This window comes from Streptomyces sp. NPDC050806, from assembly GCF_055586425.1.
In genome coordinates, this window is the sequence record NZ_JBVJIF010000009.1 from 100,688 (window position 1) to 124,833 (window position 24,146).

At 69.8% G+C, this 24,146-nt stretch carries 19 protein-coding genes and 2 tRNA genes; 9 read left to right on the forward strand and 12 right to left on the reverse strand.

Annotated elements, in window-relative coordinates; translation table 11 throughout:
• Positions 1 to 265 precede the first annotated feature (265 nt).
• The 4 genes from ACZ6WH_RS27710 to folC all read right to left on the reverse strand — a co-directional run bounded on the left by ACZ6WH_RS27710 (position 266) and on the right by folC (position 4,196).
• Positions 266 to 1,285, reverse strand: a complete 1,020-nt coding sequence (locus tag ACZ6WH_RS27710) for a rod shape-determining protein (RefSeq protein ID WP_030249658.1) — start codon at positions 1,283 to 1,285, stop codon at positions 266 to 268.
• Between the two features lie 293 nt (positions 1,286 to 1,578).
• On the reverse strand, positions 1,579 to 1,992 hold the full coding sequence (ndk, locus tag ACZ6WH_RS27715) for a nucleoside-diphosphate kinase (RefSeq protein ID WP_052866890.1): 414 nt from the start codon (positions 1,990 to 1,992) through the stop codon (positions 1,579 to 1,581).
• A gap of 277 nt (positions 1,993 to 2,269) precedes the next feature.
• A complete protein-coding gene (locus tag ACZ6WH_RS27720) occupies positions 2,270 to 2,662 on the reverse strand; it encodes a DUF4233 domain-containing protein (RefSeq protein WP_469731516.1) in 393 nt (130 codons plus the stop codon).
• A 1-nt stretch (position 2,663) separates the two neighbouring features.
• Positions 2,664 to 4,196, reverse strand: coding sequence for a bifunctional tetrahydrofolate synthase/dihydrofolate synthase (gene folC, locus ACZ6WH_RS27725; RefSeq protein WP_432854357.1), 1,533 nt, complete (start codon positions 4,194 to 4,196; stop codon positions 2,664 to 2,666).
• Between the two features lie 344 nt (positions 4,197 to 4,540).
• Here folC and ACZ6WH_RS27730 point away from each other — a divergent pair, with 344 nt between their 5' ends.
• From ACZ6WH_RS27730 to ACZ6WH_RS27745, 4 genes are all read left to right on the forward strand, one after another.
• Positions 4,541 to 5,527 carry an Lrp/AsnC family transcriptional regulator gene (locus ACZ6WH_RS27730; RefSeq protein WP_469731519.1) on the forward strand — a complete coding sequence of 329 codons (987 nt, stop codon included), beginning with the start codon at positions 4,541 to 4,543 and terminating at the stop codon, positions 5,525 to 5,527.
• A gap of 425 nt (positions 5,528 to 5,952) precedes the next feature.
• Positions 5,953 to 7,374 carry an amidase gene (locus ACZ6WH_RS27735; protein WP_469731521.1) on the forward strand — a complete coding sequence of 474 codons (1,422 nt, stop codon included), beginning with the start codon at positions 5,953 to 5,955 and terminating at the stop codon, positions 7,372 to 7,374.
• Positions 7,375 to 7,568: 194 nt separating this feature from the next.
• Positions 7,569 to 7,838, forward strand: coding sequence for a hypothetical protein (locus ACZ6WH_RS27740; RefSeq protein WP_469731523.1), 270 nt, complete (start codon positions 7,569 to 7,571; stop codon positions 7,836 to 7,838).
• Entirely contained in the window at positions 7,835 to 9,292 is a 1,458-nt protein-coding gene (locus ACZ6WH_RS27745) for a sodium:solute symporter family protein (protein ID WP_469731525.1), read from the forward strand. Before ACZ6WH_RS27740 ends, ACZ6WH_RS27745 begins: the two co-directional genes overlap by 4 nt.
• Before the next feature lie 191 nt (positions 9,293 to 9,483).
• Here the strand turns inward: ACZ6WH_RS27745 and ACZ6WH_RS27750 are convergent, their stop codons facing one another.
• Positions 9,484 to 10,935, reverse strand: coding sequence for a peptidoglycan D,D-transpeptidase FtsI family protein (locus ACZ6WH_RS27750; protein ID WP_469731527.1), 1,452 nt, complete (start codon positions 10,933 to 10,935; stop codon positions 9,484 to 9,486).
• 189 nt (positions 10,936 to 11,124) lie between these two features.
• Positions 11,125 to 13,758: a valine--tRNA ligase gene (locus ACZ6WH_RS27755; RefSeq protein WP_469731528.1), complete on the reverse strand. Its 2,634-nt coding sequence runs from the start codon at positions 13,756 to 13,758 to the stop codon at positions 11,125 to 11,127.
• Positions 13,759 to 13,898: 140 nt separating this feature from the next.
• On the opposite strand from ACZ6WH_RS27755, the gene ACZ6WH_RS27760 reads away from it, so the two are divergent.
• Entirely contained in the window at positions 13,899 to 14,870 is a 972-nt protein-coding gene (locus ACZ6WH_RS27760; protein WP_469731530.1) for a hypothetical protein, read from the forward strand.
• Positions 14,871 to 14,982: 112 nt separating this feature from the next.
• On the opposite strand, the gene clpX is transcribed toward ACZ6WH_RS27760, so the two are convergent.
• The 5 genes from clpX to ACZ6WH_RS27785 all read right to left on the reverse strand — a co-directional run bounded on the left by clpX (position 14,983) and on the right by ACZ6WH_RS27785 (position 19,883).
• Entirely contained in the window at positions 14,983 to 16,272 is a 1,290-nt protein-coding gene (clpX, locus tag ACZ6WH_RS27765) for an ATP-dependent Clp protease ATP-binding subunit ClpX (RefSeq protein ID WP_052866896.1), read from the reverse strand.
• Positions 16,273 to 16,447: 175 nt separating this feature from the next.
• Positions 16,448 to 17,140 carry an ATP-dependent Clp protease proteolytic subunit gene (locus ACZ6WH_RS27770; protein WP_030614811.1) on the reverse strand — a complete coding sequence of 231 codons (693 nt, stop codon included), beginning with the start codon at positions 17,138 to 17,140 and terminating at the stop codon, positions 16,448 to 16,450.
• Positions 17,141 to 17,207: 67 nt separating this feature from the next.
• Positions 17,208 to 17,810 carry an ATP-dependent Clp protease proteolytic subunit gene (locus tag ACZ6WH_RS27775; protein WP_030614813.1) on the reverse strand — a complete coding sequence of 201 codons (603 nt, stop codon included), beginning with the start codon at positions 17,808 to 17,810 and terminating at the stop codon, positions 17,208 to 17,210.
• Positions 17,811 to 18,155: 345 nt separating this feature from the next.
• A complete protein-coding gene (gene tig, locus ACZ6WH_RS27780) occupies positions 18,156 to 19,562 on the reverse strand; it encodes a trigger factor (RefSeq protein ID WP_432854380.1) in 1,407 nt (468 codons plus the stop codon).
• 244 nt (positions 19,563 to 19,806) lie between these two features.
• Positions 19,807 to 19,883: transfer RNA gene (locus ACZ6WH_RS27785), tRNA-Pro, on the reverse strand.
• A gap of 138 nt (positions 19,884 to 20,021) precedes the next feature.
• Here ACZ6WH_RS27785 and ACZ6WH_RS27790 point away from each other — a divergent pair.
• A tRNA-Gly gene (locus tag ACZ6WH_RS27790) sits at positions 20,022 to 20,095 on the forward strand.
• An 86-nt stretch (positions 20,096 to 20,181) separates the two neighbouring features.
• Positions 20,182 to 20,550 carry an arsenate reductase family protein gene (locus ACZ6WH_RS27795; protein ID WP_469731533.1) on the forward strand — a complete coding sequence of 123 codons (369 nt, stop codon included), beginning with the start codon at positions 20,182 to 20,184 and terminating at the stop codon, positions 20,548 to 20,550.
• A 108-nt stretch (positions 20,551 to 20,658) separates the two neighbouring features.
• On the opposite strand, the gene ACZ6WH_RS27800 is transcribed toward ACZ6WH_RS27795, so the two are convergent.
• Entirely contained in the window at positions 20,659 to 20,853 is a 195-nt protein-coding gene (locus ACZ6WH_RS27800; protein WP_361557684.1) for a hypothetical protein, read from the reverse strand.
• Between the two features lie 547 nt (positions 20,854 to 21,400).
• Between ACZ6WH_RS27800 and ACZ6WH_RS27805 the strand changes: the two genes are divergently transcribed.
• Positions 21,401 to 22,588, forward strand: a complete 1,188-nt coding sequence (locus ACZ6WH_RS27805) for an acyltransferase family protein (RefSeq protein ID WP_432854385.1) — start codon at positions 21,401 to 21,403, stop codon at positions 22,586 to 22,588.
• Between the two features lie 282 nt (positions 22,589 to 22,870).
• Positions 22,871 to 24,058 carry a cation:proton antiporter gene (locus ACZ6WH_RS27810; protein WP_469731535.1) on the forward strand — a complete coding sequence of 396 codons (1,188 nt, stop codon included), beginning with the start codon at positions 22,871 to 22,873 and terminating at the stop codon, positions 24,056 to 24,058.
• The last annotated feature ends 88 nt before the right edge of the window (positions 24,059 to 24,146 follow it).

Below are 24,146 nucleotides of genomic sequence, written 5' to 3' on the forward strand. Positions count from 1 at the left end.
TGTCCTTCCTCGTAGGACCGGCCGGCTGCGGGCCCGCGCCGGTCTCGCTGGGGATCTGGGTTGTGCCTGTATTGCAGTTGTGCGCGGGACCGCCGCGAGAGGGCGGTACCGAAGGTGCCTGTACTACCGGTACTGCGGAAAAGCGGGAGGCGGGAGCGGAGGGGTGGGGGGTGCTACGGAAGTGCGGTGAGTGTGTGCTGTCTGTATATCAGCGATCCGCCGTACGGGACCGGCAGGTGGCCGTACGGCGGATCGCCGATCGTGGTCATCTGCGCGGCTGCGAGTCGAGCACCTGCTGCAGTGCCTCGAACTCCTCCACGCACTTGCCCGAACCGAGCGCCACGGAGTCCAGCGGGTCCTCGGCGATGTGGATCGGCATGCCGGTCTCCCGGCGGAGCCGCTCGTCCAGGCCGCGGAGCAGGGCCCCGCCGCCGGTGAGCACGATCCCGCGGTCCATGACATCGCCGGACAGCTCCGGCGGGCACTTGTCGAGGGTCGTCTTCACGGCATCGACGATGGAGTTGACCGGCTCCTCGATGGCCTTGCGGACCTCGGCCGCGGAGATCACCACGGTCTTGGGCAGGCCCGAGACCAGGTCACGGCCGCGGATCTCGGTGTGCTCGTCCTGGTCGAGGTCGTACGCCGAACCGATCGTGATCTTGATGCTCTCGGCCGTCCGCTCACCGAGGAGGAGGCTGTACTCCTTCTTGATGTGCTGGATGATCGCGTTGTCCAGCTCGTCGCCGGCCACCCGGATCGACTGCGCCGTGACGATTCCGCCGAGCGAGATCACGGCGACCTCGGTCGTGCCGCCGCCGATGTCCACCACCATGTTGCCGGTGGCCTCGTGGACCGGCAGCCCGGAACCGATGGCCGCGGCCATGGGCTCCTCGATGATGTGCACCTGTCGGGCGCCGGCCTGGGTGGACGCCTCGATGACGGCACGGCGCTCGACACCTGTGATGCCGGACGGCACACAGACGACGACCCGCGGCCGGGCGAGGTACCGGCGCTTGTGGATCTTGAGGATGAAGTAGCGGAGCATCCGCTCGGTGATCTCGAAGTCGGCGATCACGCCGTCCTTGAGCGGGCGGACGGCCACGATGTTGCCAGGGGTGCGGCCGATCATCTTCTTGGCCTCGGCGCCCACGGCGAGGATCCCGCCGGTGTTGGTGTTGATGGCCACGACCGACGGTTCGTTGAGAACGATCCCTCGACCCCTGACGTACACCAGCGTGTTGGCGGTGCCGAGGTCGACAGCCATGTCACGGCCGATGAACGACATGTTGTTCCCCATGAGGATACGTCTGGCCTTCCCAACTGGAGCGAATGCTTACTGGAGGTCGGCAGGAGGTGATGCGCTGACGCGCGGAAGCCTTCATGGTAGTCCGGGAAGGCCCGTCCGCTCGAACGCGGTGCGGGGTTCCTCCGCCATTGTCAGCGGAACACGTACCCGCCCCCCTTAATGGTGACGTCGTGTCGGGGTGATGCGTTCCCCCGATGGCTGTACATATGCCGAAGGGCGACCGAATTTCTTCGGTCGCCCCAGGTGGCAGCGGGTTTCCCCCTGACGCCCCGTCAGGACAGGCCGGGGAAGAAAATCTTGATCTCGCGCTCCGCCGACTCTTCGGAATCGGACGCGTGAATGAGATTTTCCCGGGTGATTGTCCCGAAGTCGCCCCGAATGGACCCGCTCGGCGCCTTGATCGGGTCGGTAGGACCAGCCAACTGGCGTACGCCCTCAATCACCCGCTCGCCTTCCACGACCAGAGAAACGACCGGACCGGAGGACATGAAGGCCACCAGCGGCTCGTAGAAATCCCGGCCGACGTGCTCGGCGTAGTGCTGCTCCAGCACCGCGCGGTCGAGGGTGCGCAGCTCCAGCGCGCCGATCGTCCAGCCCGCCTTCCGCTCGATGCGGCCCAGGATCTCGCCGACCAGGCCACGCCGGACGGCGTCCGGCTTGAGAAGGACGAGGGTGCGCTGGCTCATCGGTGGGGCTCCTTGCAGTACAGAGAGTTACGGGTGTGCCGAGGAGGCTACATGGGCCGCCCGCCCGGACCGGGGGGCGGGCCCGGGGCCGGCCGGGGGGGGCGGGCCAGGGTCGGGAGGCTGCGGAGAGACCGCGTACGGACTCGGGTGGACTCAAGGCGGGAAGGCCGCGTACGGACTCAGGTGAGAGACCGCGTACGGACTCAGGTCCGGAACCGAACCGGAACCGGAGCCGGGCCCGAAGGGAACCGACCCGGCCCTCGGGCGGTTACCGGGCTCAGGCGGGGTCCGGCTCCGCGCCGGCCGCCCGGTCCGTGGTGGCCGCTTGGGCCGTGGTGTCCGCCTGGGCCGCCCAGCGGGCCTTCGCCTCGTCGATCTTGCGGCCGAAGTGGACCGAGGCCCACCACAGGGCGGCGAAGACCGCGCCGAGGAAGTACATCGTCGGCACGACCACACCGCTGGCGATCAGCGCGATCTGCAGCACCCAGCCGAGCGCCACCCCGCCGGGCCGGGAGATCATGCCGCACAGCAGCAGCGACACCAGCATGGCGATGCCGCTGACCGTCCAGACCGTGACCGCGGACAGATCCGAGGTCTGCATCGCGACCAGCGCCGCGAAGCCGATCACGAAGAACTCGCCGATCAGGGTGCTCGCACACAAGGTGCGCATGTCAGTTCCTCCCCAGGAGCAGCCGGGCCTCGCCGACCGTGATCACGGAGCCGGTGACCAGCACACCGGCGCCGCTGTACTCGCCCTCTTCCTCGGCCAGCGTGATGGCCGCCTCCAGGGCGTCGTCGAGCCGCGGCTCGACCTGGACCCGCTCGGCGCCGAACACCTCGACCGCGATACCGGCCAGCTCGTCCGGGTCCATCGAACGGGGCGTGCTGTTCCGCGTCACCACGATCTCCGCGAAGACCGGCTCGAACGCCTCCAGCAGCCCTCGTACGTCCTTGTCCGCGCTCGCGCCGACCACGCCCACAAGACGGCTGAAACCGAACGCCTCGGTCACCGCTTCGGCGGTCACGCGGGCGCCCGCGGGGTTGTGCGCCGCGTCCAGCACCACCGTGGGGCTCCGGCGCACGACCTCCATGCGGCCCGGCGAGGACACCGCGGCGAACGCGGTACGGATGGTGTCGATGTCCAGCGTGCGGGAGTGCTGCGTACCGACCCCGAAGAACGCCTCCACCGCGGCGAGCGCGACGGCCGCGTTGTGCGCCTGGTGCGCGCCGTACAGCGGCAGGAAGATGTCGGTGTACTCGCCGCCCAGGCCGCGCAGCGTCAGCATCTGCCCGCCGACCGCGACCTCGCGGTGCAGCACGCCGAACTCCATGCCCTCGCGGGCCACCGTGGCATCCACCTCGACGGCGTGCTTGAGCATCACCGACGCCGCCTCCACCGGCTGCTGCGCGAGCACAACAGTGGCGTCCTTCTTGATGATCCCGGACTTCTCGCCCGCGATCGCCTCCGGCGTATCGCCCAGCCGGTCGGTGTGGTCCAGCGAAATGGGCGTCACGACGGCGACGTCACCATCGATCACATTCGTGGCATCCCACTTGCCCCCCATCCCGACCTCCACGACCGCGATGTCCACCGGCGCGTCCGCGAACGCGGCGTACGCCATGCCGGTCATCACCTCGAAGAAGGACAGCCGGTAGTCCTCGCGCTGGTCCACCATCTCCACGTACGGCTTGATGTCCTCGTACGTCTCGATGAACTTCTCGGCGGAGATCGGGGCGCCGTCCAGGCTGATCCGCTCGGTGATCGACTGCACGTGCGGGCTGGTGTAGCGCCCGGTACGCAGGTCGAAGGCGGCCAGCAGCGCCTCGACCATGCGGGCCGTGCTGGTCTTGCCGTTCGTCCCGGTGATGTGAATGGAACGGTACGAACGCTGCGGCTCCCCGAGGATGTCCATCAGGGCCGCGATGCGCTGCACCGAAGGGTCGAGCTTGGTCTCGCCCCACCGGGTCGCCAGCTCGGTCTCCACGGCGCGCAGCGCGCGGTCCACCTCGGGGTCCTCGGGGCGCGCGGGGATGTCGCTCGTCGGCGGTCCGGCCTGGGCCCGCAACGTGCGGCTGCCGGCCTCGATCACCGCGAGGTCGGGGTCCCGGTCGGTCTCGGCTCCGACCATCTCCTCGAAGGCGTCGGAGACCTCGTCCGGGTCCGGGATCGGGTCGGGGTCGTCGTTCTGGGGGCGCTCGCTCACGCCACCAGTCTAGGAGAGAGGCCGTATTTACCTCACAGGGCGTACAATCACAATGCGTAGTTGACTCGGGGCACGATCTGACCCTCGGTAATCGTTGCCGTAAAAAGAGGACCCACGCGGCCCACACCCCACGCACCCCGCACCCCGACCACATCGCAATCGCACGCCGACCGCCCCGCGCCCCGACCGCAGAGCACCCCATCCCGCATCGCCGGCTCGGGCTTCGCCCATCGCCCCGACGCCGCCATCACCCCCATCCCCGCCCTCGTTACTGTCATCACCGCCCCCGTCACTGTGATCACCGTCCTCGTTACTGTCATCACCGCTCTCGTTACTGTGAACGCGTGACCGCTGCCGACACGGGCCAAGGGCCCGACGCCCTGGACCGCCGGATCATCGCCGCGCTGCAGATCGACGGCCGGGCCTCCTGGCGCCGCATCGCCGCCGCGCTGGGCGAGCCCGAGCGCACCGTCGCACGCCGCGGCCTGCACCTGCTGGACAGCGGACAGGTGACGGTCACCGGCCTGGTCGCACGCGGCGAGACCGCGATCGTCCGCCTCGGCTGCCCGCCGGGTACGGCCCGGGACGCGGCGCTGGCCATGGCGGGCCGGGCCGACACGATCTTCAGCTACGTACTGTCCGGGCCGCCGGACTGCGTGGCGGAGGTGCAGTGCCCGCCGGGCCGGCTCGCCGCGCTGATGCTGGACGAGGCCCCGCCGGTACCGGGCCTGCTCGCCCAGCGCGTCTCCCCCGTACTGCGGTACTTCCGTACGGTCCACGACTGGCACCCCGGGATCCTGGACGAGGCGGAGGTGGCGACGCTGGCGCGGTTCCCGGCCCGCCCCGAGGAGGCGGGGGCGCCGGCCGAGGAGCTGAGCCCCGAGGAGCGGCGCATCGTGGAGGCGCTGGCCGAGGACGGGCGGCGCACCCACGAGGAGTTGGCGGCGCTCGCGGGGGTGTCCGAGGCGACCGCGCGGCGCCGGGTGGAGGCGCTGACCCGCTCGGGCGCGGTGTCGATCAGGGCCGCCGTGGAGCCGGCCCTGCTGGGGCTGCCGGTCGAGGCGCTGTTGTGGATCCGGACCCGGCCCGACGCGGTCGAGGCCGTGGGCCGGTTGCTGACCGAGTCGCCGCTGGTGCGGTACGCGGCGGTGGTGATGGGCGAGCACCAACTGCTGGTGGACGTCACGCAGCCGTCGATGACGGCGCTGCACGCCTTCCTCACCGAGGAGCCGTGGGTACGCCACGTCGAGGCGGTCAGCTCGCACCTGGTGGTGGCGGCCATGAAGCGGAGCGCCACGCCCACGCCGCTGATGCGGTCGTTGTCCGCGTAGCCGCTGATGCGGTCGTTGTCCGCGTAGTTGCGGACGAGCGGGGCTGGCGGGGCTGGCGGGGCTGGCGAGGAACGAGTGGTTCGGGCGCGGCTCGCCTCCTCAGTTGCGGTCACGGTCGCGATCGCTGCACCCGTATGCCCCTCCACTGCACCCGTATGCCCCTCGCTCATCCCGCTGCCAGTCCGCCGGGCAGGCACTGCCAGGTCAGTCCACCGAGCAGGCCCTGCCCGTCCGTTGAACAGGCGAGCGTGGGCGTTTCGCCGGGGCGGCGGCAGTGGTGGGCAGTGGAGGGGCGACTGTAAGCGTCAGTAAGGCGGGTGCTGTGTCTGGAAAGTTCATTGCAGCATGACTCTTGACCGTTTCCGGCAGGTGACTTCAGGATGAGCCACCATCCACGCCGCTGCTCCAGGACGTCTAGGACGGTCATGACGGACGAGATCACGTATGCCCCGGCCACCGAACTCGCTGCCCGGATCCGTAAGCGCGAGCTGTCGGCCCGGGAGGTCGTGCAGGCCCATCTGGACCGGATCGAGCACGTCAACCCGCAGGTCAATGCCGTCGTCACGGTCGACCCCGACGGTGCGCTGGCCGCCGCACGCGACGCCGACGACCGGCTCGCCCGGGGCGACGAGCCGGGGCCCCTGCACGGGCTGCCCATCGCTTTCAAGGACACGCACCTGACGCGCGGTATGCGGACGACTCACGGGTCGCCGCTCTTCGCCGATCATGTGCCCGACGAGGACGAAGTTCTCGTGGAGCGCATCCAGGCGGCCGGTGCGATCCGGATCGGCAAGACCAACGTGCCGGAGTTCGCGGCCGGTTCGCACACCTTCAACCCGGTCTTCGGCGCCACCCGGAATCCGTACGACCCGACGCGCACGGCCGGCGGCAGCAGCGGCGGCGCCGCGGCCGCGCTCGCCGCCGGGCTGCACCCCCTCGCCGACGGCTCCGACATGGGCGGCTCGCTGCGCAACCCCGCTTCCTTCTGCAACGTGGTCGGGCTGCGGCCGACGCCGGGGCGGGTGCCGGCCCTGCCCAAGGGCAATCCCTGGGACACCATGGCCGTCGCGGGGCCGTTGGGACGTACCGTCGCGGACACGGCGCTGCTGCTCTCGGTGATGGCCGGGCCCGATCCGCGCTGTCCGCTCACGCTGGAGACGCCGGGCGCCGCCTTCCGCGCGCCGCTGGAGCGGGACCTGAGCGGACTGCGGGTCGCGTGGACGCCCGATCTGGGCGGCCGGGTGCCGGTCGATCCGGAGGTCACGGCGGTACTGGAGCCGCAGGTCCAGGTCTTCGAGGAGCTGGGCTGCCGGGTCACCGAGGACTGCCCGGACCTGGACGGGGCCGAGGAGGTCTTCCGTACGCTGCGGGCGCAGGAGTTCGCGCTGGGGCTCGGCGGGCTTCTCGACGCGCATCCCGGCGCGCTCAAGCCCAGCCTGGTGTGGAACATCGAGGAGGGGCGCCGGCTCACCGGTGCCGACCTGGCGCGTGCCACCGCCGCGCACGCCCGCATCCACCTCGCCGCCGTGGACTTCTTCTCGCGGTACGACGTGCTGCTCGCGCCGGTCAGCCAGGTCGTGCCGTTCGACATCGACCTGGAGTACCCGGCCTCGATCGCCGGGCAGCCGCAGCGGACCTATCTGGACTGGATGCGTTCGGCGTACTTCGTCACCGTTCTCGGCGCGCCCGCGCTGTCCGTGCCGGCCGGGTTCACGCCCGGCGGCCTGCCGGTCGGCCTGCAGGTCGTCGCCGCGCCGCGGGCCGAGTTGACCGTTCTGCAGGCCGGAGCCGCGTACGAGGCCGCGACCGGGCACGGTCTGCGCCGCCCCGTACTCCCCCGCGGCTGAGCCCTCCCAGGGCCTCGGTTTCGAAGGCACCAGGTCGCCTCCAGGTTCCCTGCGGGTCCCCTCCAGGGTTCCCTCCGGGCTCGAAGGCCCCGCTCCCCGTACGTCGGCCTCCCCCGCGCCCACCGCGCCCCCTTCCGCACCGCTGTTCTGCTGTTCTGCTCCCCTCCCCTCCCCTCCTTCGACGGGACTTCGTCATGAGCGTCATGAACGTCATGAGCCAGCGTCATCTGGCGTTCCTTGCCGTGCCCACGGCCGGGTTCTTCGCCACGCCCTTCCTGCCCTTCGTCAATACGACCCGGTTGTGGCTGGGTCTGCCCGCCGTTCTGGTGTGGAGCGTGGTGTGGACGGTGGGTACGACCGTCGCGCTCGCGTGGTACGAGGCGCGTGCTCCGCACCCCGAGGACGCCCAAGACGCCCAGGACGCCCAAGACGCCCAGGACGCCGAAGAGGGGGCCGCGGCATGAGCATCACCATGGTGGTCACCCTGGCCGGCATCCTCGCGATTGCCGCCGTCGGTCTGTCCGGGCGTCGCAACACGGGCCATGACCTCGGTGAATGGGCCGTGGGCGGGCGGCGTTTCGGGGCCGTGACGATGTGGTTCCTGCAGGCCGGCGAGTCGTTCACGACGTTCAGCTTCCTGGGGCTGGCGGGCCTCGCCTTCAGTGACGGGGTGGCGGCGACCTACGCGCTGGGCTATCTGTCGCTGTGTCTGATCGGGCAGTACCTGACCGGGCCCCGGCTGTGGCGGCTCGGCAAGGAGAACGGGTACCTCACGCAGGCCGACTTCTTCGCGGACCGGTTCCGCAGTCCGCTGCTGGGGAAGGTCGTCGCGGTGGTGGGCGCGGTCTTCCTGCTGCCGTACCTCCAGCTGCAGATCACCGGGCTGGGCCTGATCGTGCAGCTGGCCACGGGCAGCGAGACGGGGGCCACCGGCTCGATGATCCTGGCGACGGTGCTCACCGTCGGTTTCGTCCTGTGGTCCGGGATCCGCGGGATCGCCCGTACCGCGTACTTCAAGGACGTCCTGATGGTCGTCGCGCTGCTGATCCTGGTGATCGCCGTGCCGTTGGCGCTCGACGGCGGGCTCGGTGGCCTGTTCAGCGCCGTACGGGAGAGCCGTCCGGATCTGCTCACCCTGCACGGCGGTGGCACGGACGCGACGTGGTTCACCACCGCGATGCTGATCAGTTCGATCGGTGCGGGGCTGAACACCATGCCGCATCTGTGGTCCGCGATCCTCTCGGCGAGCAGTTCCCGTGCGCTGCGCCGGAACTACATCTGGCTGCCGCTGTACCAGGTCGCCATCGCCGTACCGGTGGTGATCGGCTTCGCCGGCGCGATGACGCTCGCCCCCGGTACCGACAGCAAGGCCGCGCTGCTCACCGTGGCCGGGGGTGCGCTTCCGGGGTGGCTGGTCGGTGTGGTGGCGGTGGCCGCCGCGGCGACCGCGATGGTGCCGTCCGCCGCGCTGCTGCTCGGCATCTCGACGCTGATCTCGCGCAACCTGCTGCCGGCGCGCAGCGAGCGGGCCACGATGCGGATCAATCACGGCTGTGTGGTGCTCGCTTCGGGGCTTGCGCTGGTGCTCGGGCTGAGCCGGCCGGCGCTGCTGGCCAACCTGCTGTTGCTCACGTACGGCGGGCTGGCGCAGCTGGCGCCCGCGACGGTGGCGGGGTTGGCGCGGCGGGTGCGGTTGCGGGCGGTGCCGGCGTTGCTCGGCATTCTCGCGGGTGTGGGGACGCTGGCCTGGCTGACGTTCGGGGGTGTGGACGTGGGCACGGTGGATGCGGGGCTGTTGTCGCTGGTGCCGAATCTGGTGGTGACGGTGGGTGCGCAGCTGCTGAGCGGCGGCCGTGCGGCGGCGCCGGCGGGCCGCGCGGATGCGGGCCGGGCCCCGGCGAGCGGCGTCACGTCCTGAGCGGCCCGCCGGGGGACGTAACGTCCAGGGCCCCAGACCTCAGGCCTCCGGCCCCGGCCCCCGGCCCGCGAGCCGCGTCGTCCGGAACCCGGAACCCGGAACCCGGAACCCGGAGCCCCGATCCGGTCCCGCCCGACGCCACCGCCCCGCCCAACGCCACCGTCCCGCCCGACGCCCCCGTCACCCCCGGCTCACTTCTTGAGCGCCGCCTCCATCATCGCCTTGGCGACCGGGCCGGCCAGGCCGCCGCCGGAGATTTCGTTGCGGGCGGCGTCGCTGTCCTCGACGACGGAGGCCACGGCGACCTGGTGGCCCTGGGAGTCCTCGGCGTAGGAGACGAACCAGGCGTACGGTGTGCCGCTGTTGTCGACGCCGTGCTGGGCGGTGCCGGTCTTGCCGCCGACGGTGAGTCCGTCGATCTTCGCGCCGGAGCCGGTGCCCTTCTCGACGACGGTCTGCATGGCGGACTGCAGTTGTTCGGCGTTCTCCTGGGACATCGCGGTCCGGTACGTCTTCGGGCCGTACTCCTGGACGGTGTTGCCGCCGCCGTCGGTGATCTTGTCGACCTCGTACGGGGCCTTCAGGTCGCCGTCGTTGGCGATGGCGGAGACGACCATGGCCATCTGCAGCGGGGTGGCCTGGTCGTCGAACTGGCCGATGCCGGAGAGGGCGGTCTGCGCGGAGTCCATGCCGGAGGGGTAGATGCTCTTGCCCGCGCGGACGGGTACGTCGATCTTGGCGTCGTTGAAGCCGAACTTCTCGGCCTGTTCCTTGACCTTCTTCTCGCCGAGGTCGGCGGCCAGCTTGCCGAAGACGTTGTTGCAGGAGTACTGGAGCGCGGTGCGGAGGGTGGCGTCCTTGCAGGGCGCTGCGGGGTTCTCGTTGGTGAGGTCGGTGCGGGTGTGGGGGAGCCGGTAGGGGTTGGGGCTGTCGGTGCGTTCGTCGACGGAGGAGTAGAGGCCGTTCTCCAGTGCGGCCGCGGCGACGACGAGCTTGAAGGTGGAGCCGGGCGGATAGGTCTGGCGGAGCGCGCGGTTGAGGTGCGGCTGCGCCTTGTCGCCGGTGAGGGCGGCCCATGCCTTCTGGTCGGTGCCGGACTGGCCGGCGAACTTGCCGGGGTCGTAGGAGGGGGTGGAGACCATGCCGAGGATGCGGCCGGTGGCCGGGTCGAGGGCGACGGCGGCTCCGGTCTTGTTGCCGAGTGCCCGGTAGCCGGCCTTCTGGATCTTGGTGTCGAGGGTGGTGGCCACGTCGCCGCCCTTGGCGCGTTCGCGGGAGACGAGGTTCTCCGGGGACTGGAGCCGGGTGTCGGAGCCGTCCAGTACGTCGCCGTAGAGGGCTTCGAGCTGGGTGGAGCCGTAGATCTGGGAGGAGTAGCCGGTGAGGGGCGCGTACAGCGGGCCGTCGGTGTAGGTCCGCTTGTAGGCGAGGGGGCCGTCGGTCCGTGCGGAGCCGGTGACCGGGCGGCCGTCGACGAGGATGTTGCCCAGCGGGCGGGAGTACTTCTGGATGGTGACCCGCGGATTGTGCTCGTCGTCCGCGAGGGAGTCCGCCTTGGCGCCCTGGATCCAGGTGACCCAGCCCATCAGGGCGAGGACCAAGGCGATGCAGAAGACGGAGACGCGTCGCAGGGGTTTGTTCATGGCCCCCAGCGTCACTCCGCTCGATGAGAGGCGGATGAGAAAACAGTACGCATATATCGACAATCGGCACACTGTGTGCCACTCGCCGGCTACACGAGGCACCGAGACGGCACGCCTGCCGCTCGTCGGCGATGCGCGAGGCCCCCGTCCCTGTGACAGGGGCCGGGGGCCTCGGTTGGAGCGGTGCGGTTACGCCTTCGGCAGGCGCTCCAGCTGGGCGGTGATGCGGACGATGTCCGCCTCGGCGGTCTCCAGCCGGGTGCGGATCTTGTCCACGACCTTCTCCGGGGCCTTGGCGAGGAACGCTTCGTTGCCGAGCTTGCCGGTCGCCTGTGCCTTCTCCTTCTCGGCCGCGGCGAGGTCCTTGGCCAGGCGCTTGCGCTCGGCCTCGACGTCGATCGTGCCGGAGAGGTCCAGCGCGACGGTCGCCCCGGCCACCGGCAGCGAAGCGGTGGCGGCGAAGTCCTCGCCGGCGGGCTGGAGGCGGAGCAGGGAACGCATCGCGGCCTCGTGCGCCGCGAGCTCCGTGCCGGTCAGGTCCAGCTGCGCCGGGACCCGCTGGCCGGGCTGGAGGCCCTGGTCGGAGCGGAAGCGGCGGACCTCGGTGACGACCTGCTGGACCGTCTCGATCTCCTTCTCGGCGCTCTGGTCACGGAAACCGCTGTCCGAGGGCCAGTCGGCGATGACGACGGACTCCTTGCCGGTGAGCGTGGTCCAGAGCGTTTCGGTGACGAAGGGCACGACCGGGTGGAGGAGGCGCAGGGTGACGTCCAGGACCTCGCCGAGGACACGGGCCGAGACCTTGGCGCCCTCGCCGCCCGCCATGAAGGTGGTCTTGGACAGTTCGACGTACCAGTCGAAGACCTCGTCCCACGCGAAGTGGTAGAGGGCGTCGGAGAGCTTGGCGAACTGGTAGTCCTCGTAGTACGCGTCGACCTCGGCGACCACCGAGTTCAGGCGGGAGAGGATCCAGCGGTCCGTGGCGGACATCGCGGCGGCGTCCGGCAGCGGGCCCTCGACCGTGGCGCCGTTCATCAGCGCGAAGCGGGTGGCGTTCCAGATCTTGTTGGCGAAGTTGCGGGACGCCTGGACCCAGTCCTCGCCGATCGGCACGTCGACTCCCGGGTTCGCGCCGCGCGCCAGGGTGAAGCGCAGGGCGTCGGAGCCGTACTTGTCCATCCAGTCGAGCGGGTTGACGACGTTGCCGAAGGACTTCGACATCTTCTTGCCGTTCTCGTCCCGGACCATGCCGTGGAACGCGATCGTGCGGAAGGGGACGTCGTCCATGGCGTACAGGCCGAACATCATCATCCGGGCGACCCAGAAGAACATCAGGTCGTAGCCGGTGACCAGGACGGAGTTCGGATAGAACTTCTCCAGCGACTCGGTACGCTCCGGCCAGCCGAGCGTGGAGAACGGCCACAGGCCCGAGGAGAACCAGGTGTCGAGGACGTCGGTGTCCTGGTGCCAGCCCTCGCCGGTGGGCGCCTCGTCGTCCGGGCCGACGCAGACCATCTGCCCGTCGGGGCCGTGCCAGACGGGGATGCGGTGACCCCACCACAGCTGGCGGGAGATGCACCAGTCGTTGAGGTTGTCGACCCAGTCGAAGTAGCGCTGGGTCATGTCGGCCGGGTGGATGGTGACGCGGCCGTCGCGGACCGCGTCACCGGCGGCCTTGGCGAGCGTCTCGACCTTGACCCACCACTGCATCGACAGCCGCGGCTCCAGCGTGGTCTTGCAGCGGGAGCAGTGTCCGACGGAGTGCACGTACGGGCGCTTCTCGGCGACGATCCGGCCGTCGGCGCGCAGGGCGGCGACGATCGCGGCACGGGCCTCGAAGCGGTCCAGGCCCTGGAAGGGGCCGGGGGTGGTGATGACGCCACGCTCGTCCAGGACCTGGATGGTCTCCAGGTCGTGGCGCTGCCCGATGGCGAAGTCGTTCGGGTCATGGGCGGGCGTCACCTTGACGGCGCCGGTGCCGAACTCGGGGTCGACGTGCGCGTCGGCGACGACCGGGATCGTGCGGTCGGTCAGCGGCAGCTTGATCCGCTTGCCGATGAGGTGCGCGTACCGCTCGTCCTCGGGGTGAACGGCGACAGCGGTGTCACCGAGCATGGTTTCGGCGCGGGTGGTGGCGACGACGATCGTCTCGTCGCCCTCGCCGTACTTCATGGAGACGAGCTCGCCGTCGTCGTCCTGGTAGTCGACCTCGATGTCGGAGATGGCCGTCAGGCAGCGCGGGCACCAGTTGATGATGCGCTCGGCGCGGTAGATCAGGCCGTCGTCGTACATCTTCTTGAAGACGTTCTGGACGGCCTTGGACAGCCCCTCGTCCATGGTGAAGCGGTCGCGGGACCAGGCCAGGCCCTCACCGAGGCGGCTCATCTGCCCGGCGATCTGCCCGCCGGACTCGGCCTTCCACTGCCAGACCCGCTCGACGAACGCCTCGCGGCCCAGGTCGTGGCGGGACTTGCCCTCCTTGGCGAGCTCGCGCTCGACGACGTTCTGGGTGGCGATGCCGGCGTGGTCCATGCCGGGCTGCCACAGCGTCTCGTACCCCTGCATCCGCTTGCGGCGGGTGAGGGCGTCGATCAGCGTGTGCTCGAAGGCGTGGCCGAGGTGGAGGGAGCCCGTGACGTTCGGCGGGGGGATCACGATCGTGTACGGAGGCTTCTCACTCTTGGCGTCGGCCTCGAAGTAACCGCGCTCTACCCAGCGCTCGTACAGCGGCCCCTCTACGTCGGCCGGCGCGTACTGGGTCGGCAGTTCGGTGGGGGTGCTGTTCGGCCCGGCAAGGGGGCTCTGGTGAGTCGTCTCGGTCACGTCGCTCAGTGTACGGGCGCGGATGTAGCAGTCTCGAATCGGTTTGGCCCCCGGGGCACCGGTGGTGTCCGGAGTCGTACAGGATGTGAGCAACGCATAAAGCTCACCGTTGTTCTGTTGTCACGAGGGGAAACCGCTCCATGAGTTACAACCAGCCGCCACCCGGCCCGTACGGGCAGCCCCCGCAACCGGGCCCGTACGGGCAGCCGCAGCAGCCGCAGGGCCCGCAGCCGGGCTACGGCTACCCGCAGCAGGGCGGCCCGGTGCCCCCGCAGCAGGGTTACGGCGGCCAGCCCCAGGCGCCGTACGGCCAGCCTCCGCAGCAGCCGTACGGACAGCAGCAGCCCTACGGTCAGCCGCAGACGCCGTACGGACAGCAGCAGGCCCCTTATGGGCAGCAGCCCGGCCAGTTCCCGCAGCAGGCCCCGTACGGCCAGCAGCAGCCGCAGTACGGCCAGGTGCCGCCGCCGCAGCCCGAGAGCGGCGGTGGCGGCAACGGCAAGAAGATCGCGCTGATCATCGGCGCGGTCGTGGTCGTGGGCGCGATCGCGGGCGGTGCCGTCGCGGTCTTCGGCGGGGGCGGCGGCCTGGAGAACGACGGTCCGCACAAGCTCTCGACGCCGGGCCAGGCGGCCGGTTACACGCTGGTGCCGGGCTCGGGCCGGACCTCCGCCGGCAAGGACGGCATGTCCAAGAGCCTGCCGATGAAGGACCCGACGTCGGTGCAGGGCGTCTACTCCCCCGGCGCCAACCCGAAGAACGGCCTGGTGCTGCAGGGCTCCTACGGGACGATGACCGACCCCGGCACGGCGCTGGACGCCTTCTTCCTGTACATGCAGAAGCAGACCGTGAAGAACGGCAGTGACGCCGATCTGGTCGGCACGCCCGAGGAGTTCACCCCCGAGGGCGGCGAGGGCGCGCTGGTGAAGTGCCAGATGGCGAAGGCCAAGGACCCGAAGCCGGGCGAGGTCGCCGAACTGCCGATCTGCGCCTGGGCGGACTACAGCACCTTCGCCGTCGTCATGCCGGGCGAGAAGAACACGGCGCGTGAGCTGGACACCGCCGCCGATCTGCTCGGCAAGGTCCGCAAGGACGTCCGCGTCAAGAAGTGACCTCGCGGATCACACCCCCGGAGCGGTGACACGGAAGGGGGCTCCCGGCGTCTGCCGGGAGCCCCCTTCTCTCGCGTGCGGGTACGGGCCGACCGGCCCGTCCGGATGCGGGCTACGCGCTCTTCTCGTGGTGCTCGCCCGACTCGCCGCCGCGGTTGCGCGGGACGAGCGTGGGGTTCACGTTCGACTGGACGACGTCCTCGGTGATGACGACGCGGGCCACGTCCTTGCGGGACGGCACCTCGTACATCACCGACTGGAGGACTTCCTCCATGATGGCGCGCAGGCCACGGGCGCCCGTGCCACGCAGGATCGCCTGGTCGGCGATGGCCTCCAGCGCCGGACGGTCGAAGTCCAGCTCGACCCCGTCCAGTTCGAAGAGGCGCTGGTACTGCTTCACGAGCGCGTTCTTGGGCTCCATCAGGATCTGGAGGAGCGCCTCGCGGTCGAGGTTGTGGACCGAGGTGATCACGGGGAGCCGGCCGATGAACTCGGGGATCATCCCGAACTTCACCAGGTCCTCCGGCATGACCTCCTGGAACTGGTCCTTGGACTCGATCTCGCGCTTGGAGCGGATCGTCGCGCCGAAGCCGATGCCCTTGGCGCCGGCCCGGGACTCGATGATCTTCTCCAGGCCCGCGAAGGCGCCGCCCACGATGAACAGCACGTTCGTCGTGTCGATCTGGATGAATTCCTGGTGCGGGTGCTTGCGGCCGCCCTGCGGCGGGACCGAGGCGGTGGTGCCCTCCAGGATCTTCAGCAGCGCCTGCTGGACGCCCTCGCCGGAGACATCGCGGGTGATCGAGGGGTTCTCGCTCTTGCGGGCGACCTTGTCGATCTCGTCGATGTAGATGATGCCCGTCTCGGCCTTCTTGACGTCGTAGTCGGCGGCCTGGATGAGCTTGAGGAGGATGTTCTCCACGTCCTCGCCGACGTACCCGGCCTCCGTCAGCGCCGTCGCGTCGGCGATGGCGAACGGGACGTTGAGCATCCGGGCGAGCGTCTGCGCGAGCAGCGTCTTGCCGGAGCCGGTCGGGCCGAGCAGCAGGATGTTGGACTTGGACAGCTCGATGCCCTCGTCGTTGCCGCGCGCGCCGCCGTTCTCACCGGCCTGGACCCGTTTGTAGTGGTTGTAGACGGCTACCGAGAGTGCCTTCTTCGCGGCCTCCTGGCCTACGACGTAGCCCTCCAGGAACTCGTAGATCTCCCGGGGCTTGGGCAACTCCTCCCAGCGCACCTCGGAGGTCTCGGCGAGCTCCTCCTCGATGATTTCGTTGCAGAGGTCGATGCACTCGTCGCAGATATACACACCAGGACCCGCGATGAGCTTCTTCACCTGCTTCTGGCTCTTCCCGCAGAACGAGCACTTGAGCAGGTCGCCGCCGTCACCGATGCGTGCCACGAGGTGCTTCCCCTTCGCCTGGGATCCGCATTGCTCCTACGGACCCGGGTGCTTGCCTAATCGACGGTACCTTGCCGGGCCCCCGCTGCGGGCCCCCCTTGAACCGACTCGGCCGACTCGGTCCAAGGGGGAGCCACTCCGGCTCAAGTCGCGACCAGCGCGATCAATCGACCGGTCAAACGGAAACGGAACTCTTCCGGGTCGACACGATCTGGTCCACAAGACCGTACGCGAGGGACTCCTCGGCCGTCAGGATCTTGTCGCGCTCGATGTCGTCGCGGATCTTCTCGATCGGCGTGGTGGAGTGCTTGGCGAGCAGCTCCTCCAGCTGGGTCCGCATGCGCAGGATCTCGTTCGCGGCGATCTCCAGGTCGGAGACCTGACCGCGGCCCGTCTCGCTGTACGGCTGGTGGATCAGCACACGGGCGTTGGGCAGCGCCATCCGCTTGCCGGGGGTGCCGGCGGCGAGCAGCACGGCCGCGGCGGAGGCCGCCTGGCCCATGCACACCGTCTGGATGTCCGGCTTCACGAACTGCATCGTGTCGTAGATCGCGGTGAGCGCCGTGAAGGAGCCGCCGGGCGAGTTGATGTAGATGGAGATGTCGCGGTCGGGGTCCATCGACTCCAGGCACAGCAGCTGCGCCATGACGTCGTTGGCCGAGGCGTCGTCGATCTGCACGCCGAGGAAGATCACGCGCTCCTCGAAGAGCTTCGCGTACGGGTCGTACTCGCGCACGCCCTGCGAGGTGCGCTCCACGAAGCGCGGAACGATGTAACGCGACTCGGCCTGCGGGCCGGTGTACTGCGACTGGCCGGCGGATTCGGACATGGTCCGCTCGTACAGGCCGCTGCCGGGGAAGTTGTTCATCTGGGTGTTCACCGTCCTGGTGGCGATCAAGTGGGCTGGGTCGGCTGGGGGTGAGTCTCCGGCGCGGTCAGGCGCCGGTGCCGCCCCCGCCCGGGACGCCGGCGGCGGAGCCCATGACGTCGTCGATGAGGCCGTACTCCTTGGCCTCGTCGGCGGAGAACCAGCGGTCGCGGTCGGAGTCGCGGGTGATCTGCTCGACGGTCTGGCCGGTGTGGAAGGCGGTCAGCTCCGCCATCCGCTTCTTGGTGTGCAGCAGCCGCTCGGCGTGGATCTTGATGTCCGACGCGGAGCCCGCCAGGCCCGCGGAGGGCTGGTGGATCAGGATCTCGGCGTTCGGCAGCGCGAAGCGCTTGCCGGGGGTGCCGGCGCTCAGCAGGAACTGGCCCATGGAGGCGGCCAGGCCCATGGCGATGGTGACCACGTCGTTCTTGATGTACTGCATGGTGTCGTAGATCGCCATGCCGGCCGTGATCGAGCCACCGGGAGAGTTGATGTAGAGGAAGATGTCCTTGTCCGGCTCCGCGGCCAGGAGGAGCAGCTGCGCGGTGATCTTGTTGGCGATGTCGTCGTCGACCGGCTGGCCGAGGAAGATGATCCGCTCGCCGAGCAGCCGGTTGTAGACCTGGTCGCCGAGGCCACCGAAGGTCGGCTCAGCGGCGGCGGAAGGCATCGGGATCGTCACGTGTCCACCTGCTCGTTGTCGGACGGCTTCGAGGACCGTCTCAGCGTCGTCTTCTGGGGCGCGGGACCCGGCGCCTCGTCGGCGCCCCCGGCGCGGTGTCGGAAAGTCCCCTGCCCACGTATCTACGGACCCTAACGCGCTGGTCGGCGGGCGCCATCCCGCATTGAGAACTGTTCGCTCTGAGCGCAGGTGCCCGGGGCGCTCCCGGGGCCGGCGGGAAGCGCGGATACACGACGGGCCCGAACACGCGGGGTGCGTGTCCGGGCCCGTCGTCAGCGTGCTGTGCGGCCTGGTGCGGCCGCGGTCCCGGCCCTGGCGGGCCGGGCGGCGGACTCAGGCCTTGGTCTCGTCCTCGGCCTGCTCGTCCTTGGCCTCGGCGGCCTCGGCGGTGGCGTTCTCCACGGCCTCGACGGTCTCGGCGGTCTCGTCCTCGTCGTCCAGGTCGACGACCTCACCGTTGGTGTCCTTGACGGTGGCGGCCTCGACGACGACCGCGAGGGCCTTGCCGCGGGCGACCTCGCCGACGAGCATCGGCACCTGGCCGCCCTCGACGACGGCCTGCGCGAACTGGTCGGGGGACATGCCGGAGGACTGCGCGCGGCGCATGAGGTGCTCGGTGAGCTCCTCCTGGCTGACGTTCAGCTTCTCCTTGTTGACCAGCTCGTCGAGGACGAACTGGGTACGGATGCCCTTCTCGGCCTGCTCCTTGGTCTCGGCGTCGAACTCTTCCTCGGTCTTGCCCTGGAACTCCAGGTACTTCGCGAGGTCGAGGCCCATCTGGCCGAGCTGGTGGTTCACGAGGTTGTGCTTGCGGGTCTCGATCTCGTCCGCGAGCAGCTTCTCGGGGATCGGGACCTCGACGAGCTTCAGCAGCTCCTCCAGGACCTTCTCCTGGGCCTGGGTGGCCTGGTCGTACTTCTTCGTCTGCGCCAGGCGCTTGCGGCTGTCGTCCTTGAGCTCGTCGAGGGTGTCGAACTCGCTGGCCAGCTGCGCGAAGTCGTCGTCCAGCGCGGGCAGTTCCTTGGCCTTGACCTCGGTCACCTTGACCGAGACCTCGGCCTCCTTGCCCGCGGCGGAGCCGCCCTTGAGCTCGGAGGTGAAGGTGGCCTCGCCACCGGCCTCCAGGCCCTTGACGGCGTCGTCGATGCCGTCGAGCAGCTCGCCGGAGCCGATGGTGTAGCTGACGCCCTCGGCGACGCCGTCCTCCAGGACCTCGCCGTCGACCTTGGCCTGCAGGTCGATCGTCACGACGTCGCCCTCGGCGGCGGCGCGCTCGACGGCGGAGGTGGAGGCGAAGCGCTCACGGAGCTGCTCGACCGCGTTGTCGACGTCCTCGTCCGACACCTCGACGGCGTCGACCTCGACCTCGATGCCGGAGTAGTCCGGGATCTCCAGGGTCGGGCGGATGTCCACCTCGGCGGTGAAGGCCAGCAGCTCGCCGTCCTTCAGCTCGGTGATGTCGACCTCGGGCTGGCCGAGGACGTTGAGCTCACCCTCGTTGACCGCCTCGGTGTAGAACTTCGGGAGCGCGTCGTTGACGGCCTCCTCCAGCACCGCACCGCGGCCGAACCGCTGGTCGATCACGCGGGCCGGGATCTTGCCCTGGCGGAAGCCCTTCACCGTGACCTGCTGGTTGATCTTCTTGTACGCCGCGTCGAGGCTGGGCTTGAGCTCCTCGAAGGGCACCTCGACAGTGAGCCGAACCCGGGTCGGGTTCAGGGTCTCCACGGCGCTCTTCACGGTTCGGTCTCCTTGGGGCTGACTTCTGGGGTTCTGCTGGAAGATCCCCCGGCCTTCGAGACGCTCGTGGCGTATCGGGCCCGGCGGATCGCGCCCGGGAGACCTGGAAAAGAGGCACACGGACGCGCAGCTTGCATAGTAACCGCAAGCACGACGCGCCCCACAATGCGATCTTGACAACACCCGTCCGCGCAGGCCGGGCGGTGGTTGATGCGATCATGGGGATGGCTGGAAAGCCACATGATGGTCGGGGTGGCCGGATTCGAACCGACGACCTTCCGCTCCCAAAGCGGACGCGCTACCAAGCTGCGCCACACCCCGTCGGTGCGACACGTAGGGTACATGCCCGCAGGCCATGCGGCTGCCAGATATCCGAGGGACGAGTGGGGTGTGCGGCGGACGGCCCCGACCCGCTACGATGCTCATCGTGCCGGAGCCGCTCCACGGTCCCCGGCGCATGCGGGCGTAGCTCAATGGTAGAGCCCTAGTCTTCCAAACTAGCTACGCGGGTTCGATTCCCGTCGCCCGCTCCACGACAGAAGGCCCGGTCGCGCGCAGGACGGCGCGGCCGGGCCTTCTGCGTATCCCGGGGTACGTGCCGGCTGGCTAGGGTGCGGACATGGAGATCTGGGTGAACCCCGCGTGTTCGAAGTGCCGGTCCGCTGTGCAGCTGCTGGACGAGGAGGGCGCGCGGTACACCGTGCGCCGCTATCTGGAGGACCCGCCGAGCGCGGCGGAGCTGCGGGCGGTGCTGGACCGCCTGGGGCTGGAGCCGTGGGACATCACGCGCACCCAGGAGGCCGCGGCGAAGGAGCTGGGCCTGAAGGACTGGGAGCGGACGGCGGACGCCCGGGAACGCTGGATCGAGGCGCTGGCCGCGCACCCGAAGCTGATCCAGCGGCCGATCATCACCGCGGACGACGGCAGTGCCGTGGTGGGGCGCAGCGAGGAGTCCGTACGGGACGCGCTGGCCCGCGGCCAGGAGTGAGGCGCGGGCGGCGAGGAGAGCGGCGCCGGGCCGCGGGGAGCCGGTCCGGTGCCTTGTCCGCGCTGCTCGGAAGCGGTTCGTCCGCTGCTCGGAAGCGGTTCGCGCCCGTCAGAAGCTGATGTTGTTGATGGTGTCAGCGACAGAGGCGAAGAAACGGTTCACGGACGGGGCTATGCCGGTGGCCGCGAGGAAGAAGCCGAAGAGAACGGCGACGAGCGCGGGCCCCCACTTCAGCGACTTGTTGCGGAGCAGCACGATCAGAATGATCGCCAACAGCACCACCACAGACAGGGAAAGTTCCACAACTGATCACACCCTTGGTCGGAACGCCACACCGGCCCTGGAAGCATGCAGCCGTGCATACCCCCGCCGGCACCCATCGTGCCACCAACTGTCTTCCCGGTGGAGATGAGTGACGAATCATCGGCCAAGGCTTTACGCACTTCGGGGCGGCCGCGTCTTCCGGACAGCTCCGCCCACTGGCCCGCGCCAGGTAATTGAACGAGGCGGTTCCGGCCGCCGATTCGGCCTGATCATTTCCGTCGGCCGGCACCGGGTGCGACGGGTATACCCACTTCACGCGCGGTAATTCGAATTCCGGAAAGCCGTTCCCGTGAGAAGCGCCACGCGAGCGGAACGTCACACAGCGGGACATTCCCTCCGGGTCACCCCCGAGGCATATGGACCGCTAAAGCGGGATGTTCCCCCACAGAACGGGCATGAATGGGCCCGGCCCGAGAACGGCCGGATCTTCCCGCCTGCCTGCGATCTCCGCGGGTAGCAGCAGAAATACCCAAGCGCCAAGAAGACGGTTTTACGCAATCTCCGGTCCCCCACTAAGGTGCCTCAGATGTTCCACGGCGACCAGCGAAGTCCGCTCCCCCCGGCCAAGGAAACGCCCGCCGCAGCCGCGCCTGCCGAGAAGCCACCGGGCTCCCCCGCGGCGCCGGCCGGCTCCGTGCTGACGGAGTCCGCACCGGCCGCGCCGGAGAAGCCGAAGAAGAAGGAACGCGACCCCTTCTTCGACAACGCGAAGTACCTGGCGATCGTGCTGGTGGCCATGGGCCACGTCTGGGAGCCGCTGACCGACGGCAGCCGTGCCGCCGAGGCGCTCTACATGGTCGTCTACACCTTCCACATGCCGGCGTTCATCATCGTCTCCGGCTACTTCTCGCGCAGCTTCGACATGCGCAAGGACCGGCTGCAGCGGCTGATCACCGGCGTCGCCGTGCCGTACGTGCTCTTCGAGGTGGCGTACAGCCTCTTCAAGCGCTGGGCCGACGACGACCCGGGCCACCCGATCAGCCTGCTGGACCCGTGGTTCCTGACCTGGTTCCTGGTCGCGCTGTTCGTCTGGCGGCTGACCACGCCGCTGTGGAAGATCGTGCGCTGGCCCGTCCCGCTGGCCCTGGCCATCGCGATGCTGGCCTCCATCTCGCCGGACATCGGCGACGACCTGGACCTCCAGCGGGTCCTGCAGTTCCTGCCGTTCTTCGTCATCGGGCTCTTCATGAAGCCCGAGCACTTCCAGTGGGCGCAGCGCCGGGCGGTGAAGTGGGCCTCGCTCCCGATCTTCGCCACCGCGGTGGTGACGGCGTACTGGGCGGCGCCCCGGATGACGTCGGCGTGGTTCTACCACCGCGACAGCGCGCAGGAGCTGGGCGCGCCGTGGTGGTCCGGGCTGGTCATGACGCTGGCCATGTTCGGCTGCTCGGCGGTGCTGGTGACCTGCTTCTTCGCGTGGGTGCCGAAGCGGCATACGTGGTTCACGGTGCTGGGCGCCGGCACGCTGTACGGCTACCTGCTGCACGGCTTCCTGGCGAAGGGCTCGCGCTTCTGGGGCTGGTTCGACGACTACCAGTGGCTGCACACGCCGCTGGGCGAGATCGCGGTGACGGTGATCGCGGCCGTGGTGGTCACCGCGCTGTGCACGCCACCGGTGCAGCGGGCCTTCCGCTGGGCGATGGAGCCGAAGATGAACTGGGCGTTCAAGAGGGACCCGGCCGACACGGCGCGGGCGCGCGGCACGGCGGCGTAGCCGGCACCCGGCGGGCAGGGAGCGTCCCGCCCGGGTGCGGACCGTCAGGGCGCGGGAGCGGCAGCGATGCCGCCCCGCGCCTTTCGCGTTTCCGGCGGCGCCCACGGGCCCGGCCGGGTTCCGCCGGTCAGGGGCGGGGAGCCCTCGATGGGCGAGCCGGGACTCCCCCAGAGGTCGTTTGGTAAACTAATTACATACGCTCTCTTGACCATTCCTTGACTCTTGCCCGAGCCCCACCCGAACCCTGGAGGAGCCATCGGACACGCGGAGACCCTTCTCGCCATGGGCGGTGCCTTCCTGGCCGCCGCCGTCCTCGCCCGCCTCGGCGGCCGCATCGGCCTGCCGACCATTCCCCTCTTCATCCTGGCCGGCATCCTGCTCGGCCCGAACACCCCCGGTTACGTCCTCGTCTCCGATCCGCACGATCTGGAGATGCTCTCGCTGCTCGGCCTGGTACTGCTGCTCTTCTACCTGGGCCTCGAGTTCCACATGGACGACCTCAAGACCGGCGGCCGCAAGATGGCGCTGGCCGGCGGCGCGTACCTCGCGCTGAACGTCGGCGCGGGGCTCGGCTTCGGCTTCGCGCTGGGCTGGGGCACCTCGGAGGCGCTGGTGCTGGCCGGGGTGCTCGGCATCTCGTCCTCGGCCATCGTCACCAAGGTCCTGGTGGACCTGGGCCGGCTCGGCAATCCGGAGACCCGGCCGATCCTCGGCATCATCGTGGTCGAGGACATCTTCCTCGCCCTCTACCTGGCCGCCCTGCAGCCGGTGATCTCCGGGGCCGACTCGATGGCCTCCGCGGCGGTCGACGCCGGCAAGGCCTTCGGCTTCCTGCTGCTGCTCGCCGCGGCGGCCCGCTGGGGCACCAAGCTGGTCGGCCGGCTGATCGCCACCCGCGACAACGAACTCCTCGTGATCTCCTTCCTCGGCGCGGCCGTGCTGGTGGCCGGTATCTCCGAGGTGTTCGGGGTCGCCGACGCGATCGGCGCGTTCATGGTCGGCCTGATGCTCGGCAGCACCAGCTCCGGCGAGCGCATACGCGAGCTGGTGCATCCGCTGCGGGACGCCTTCGGCGCGATCTTCTTCTTCGCCTTCGGCCTGTCCATCGACCCGGGGGACATGCCCACCGTGCTCTGGCCGGTGCTGATCGCGGTGGCGGTGACGCTGCTGATGAACGTTTTCGCCGGGCTCGTCGCCGCCCGCATCTACCGCTTCGGGGCGCGGCCCGCGGCCAACATCGCGACCTCGCTGCTGGCCCGCGGCGAGTTCGCGCTGATCCTCGCGACGATGGCCGCGACGGCCGGCCTGGACGACCGGCTGTCGCCGTTCATCGCCGGGTACGTCCTGATCCTCGCGGTACTGGGCCCGCTGGCCGCGGGGCGCGCCGGCCGGCTGGCACGCATCCTGCCGGGGCGCGCGGCACCGCGTACGGAGAAACCGGCGGAGGCCGAGCCGGTGGCGGCCGGGTAGGCCACCCGGCACAGGCACGGGCTCGTCCCGGTCCGCGCCGATCCCGGGCCGGACATCCTCCCGGGCCGGACATCCGGACCCGCGCCGA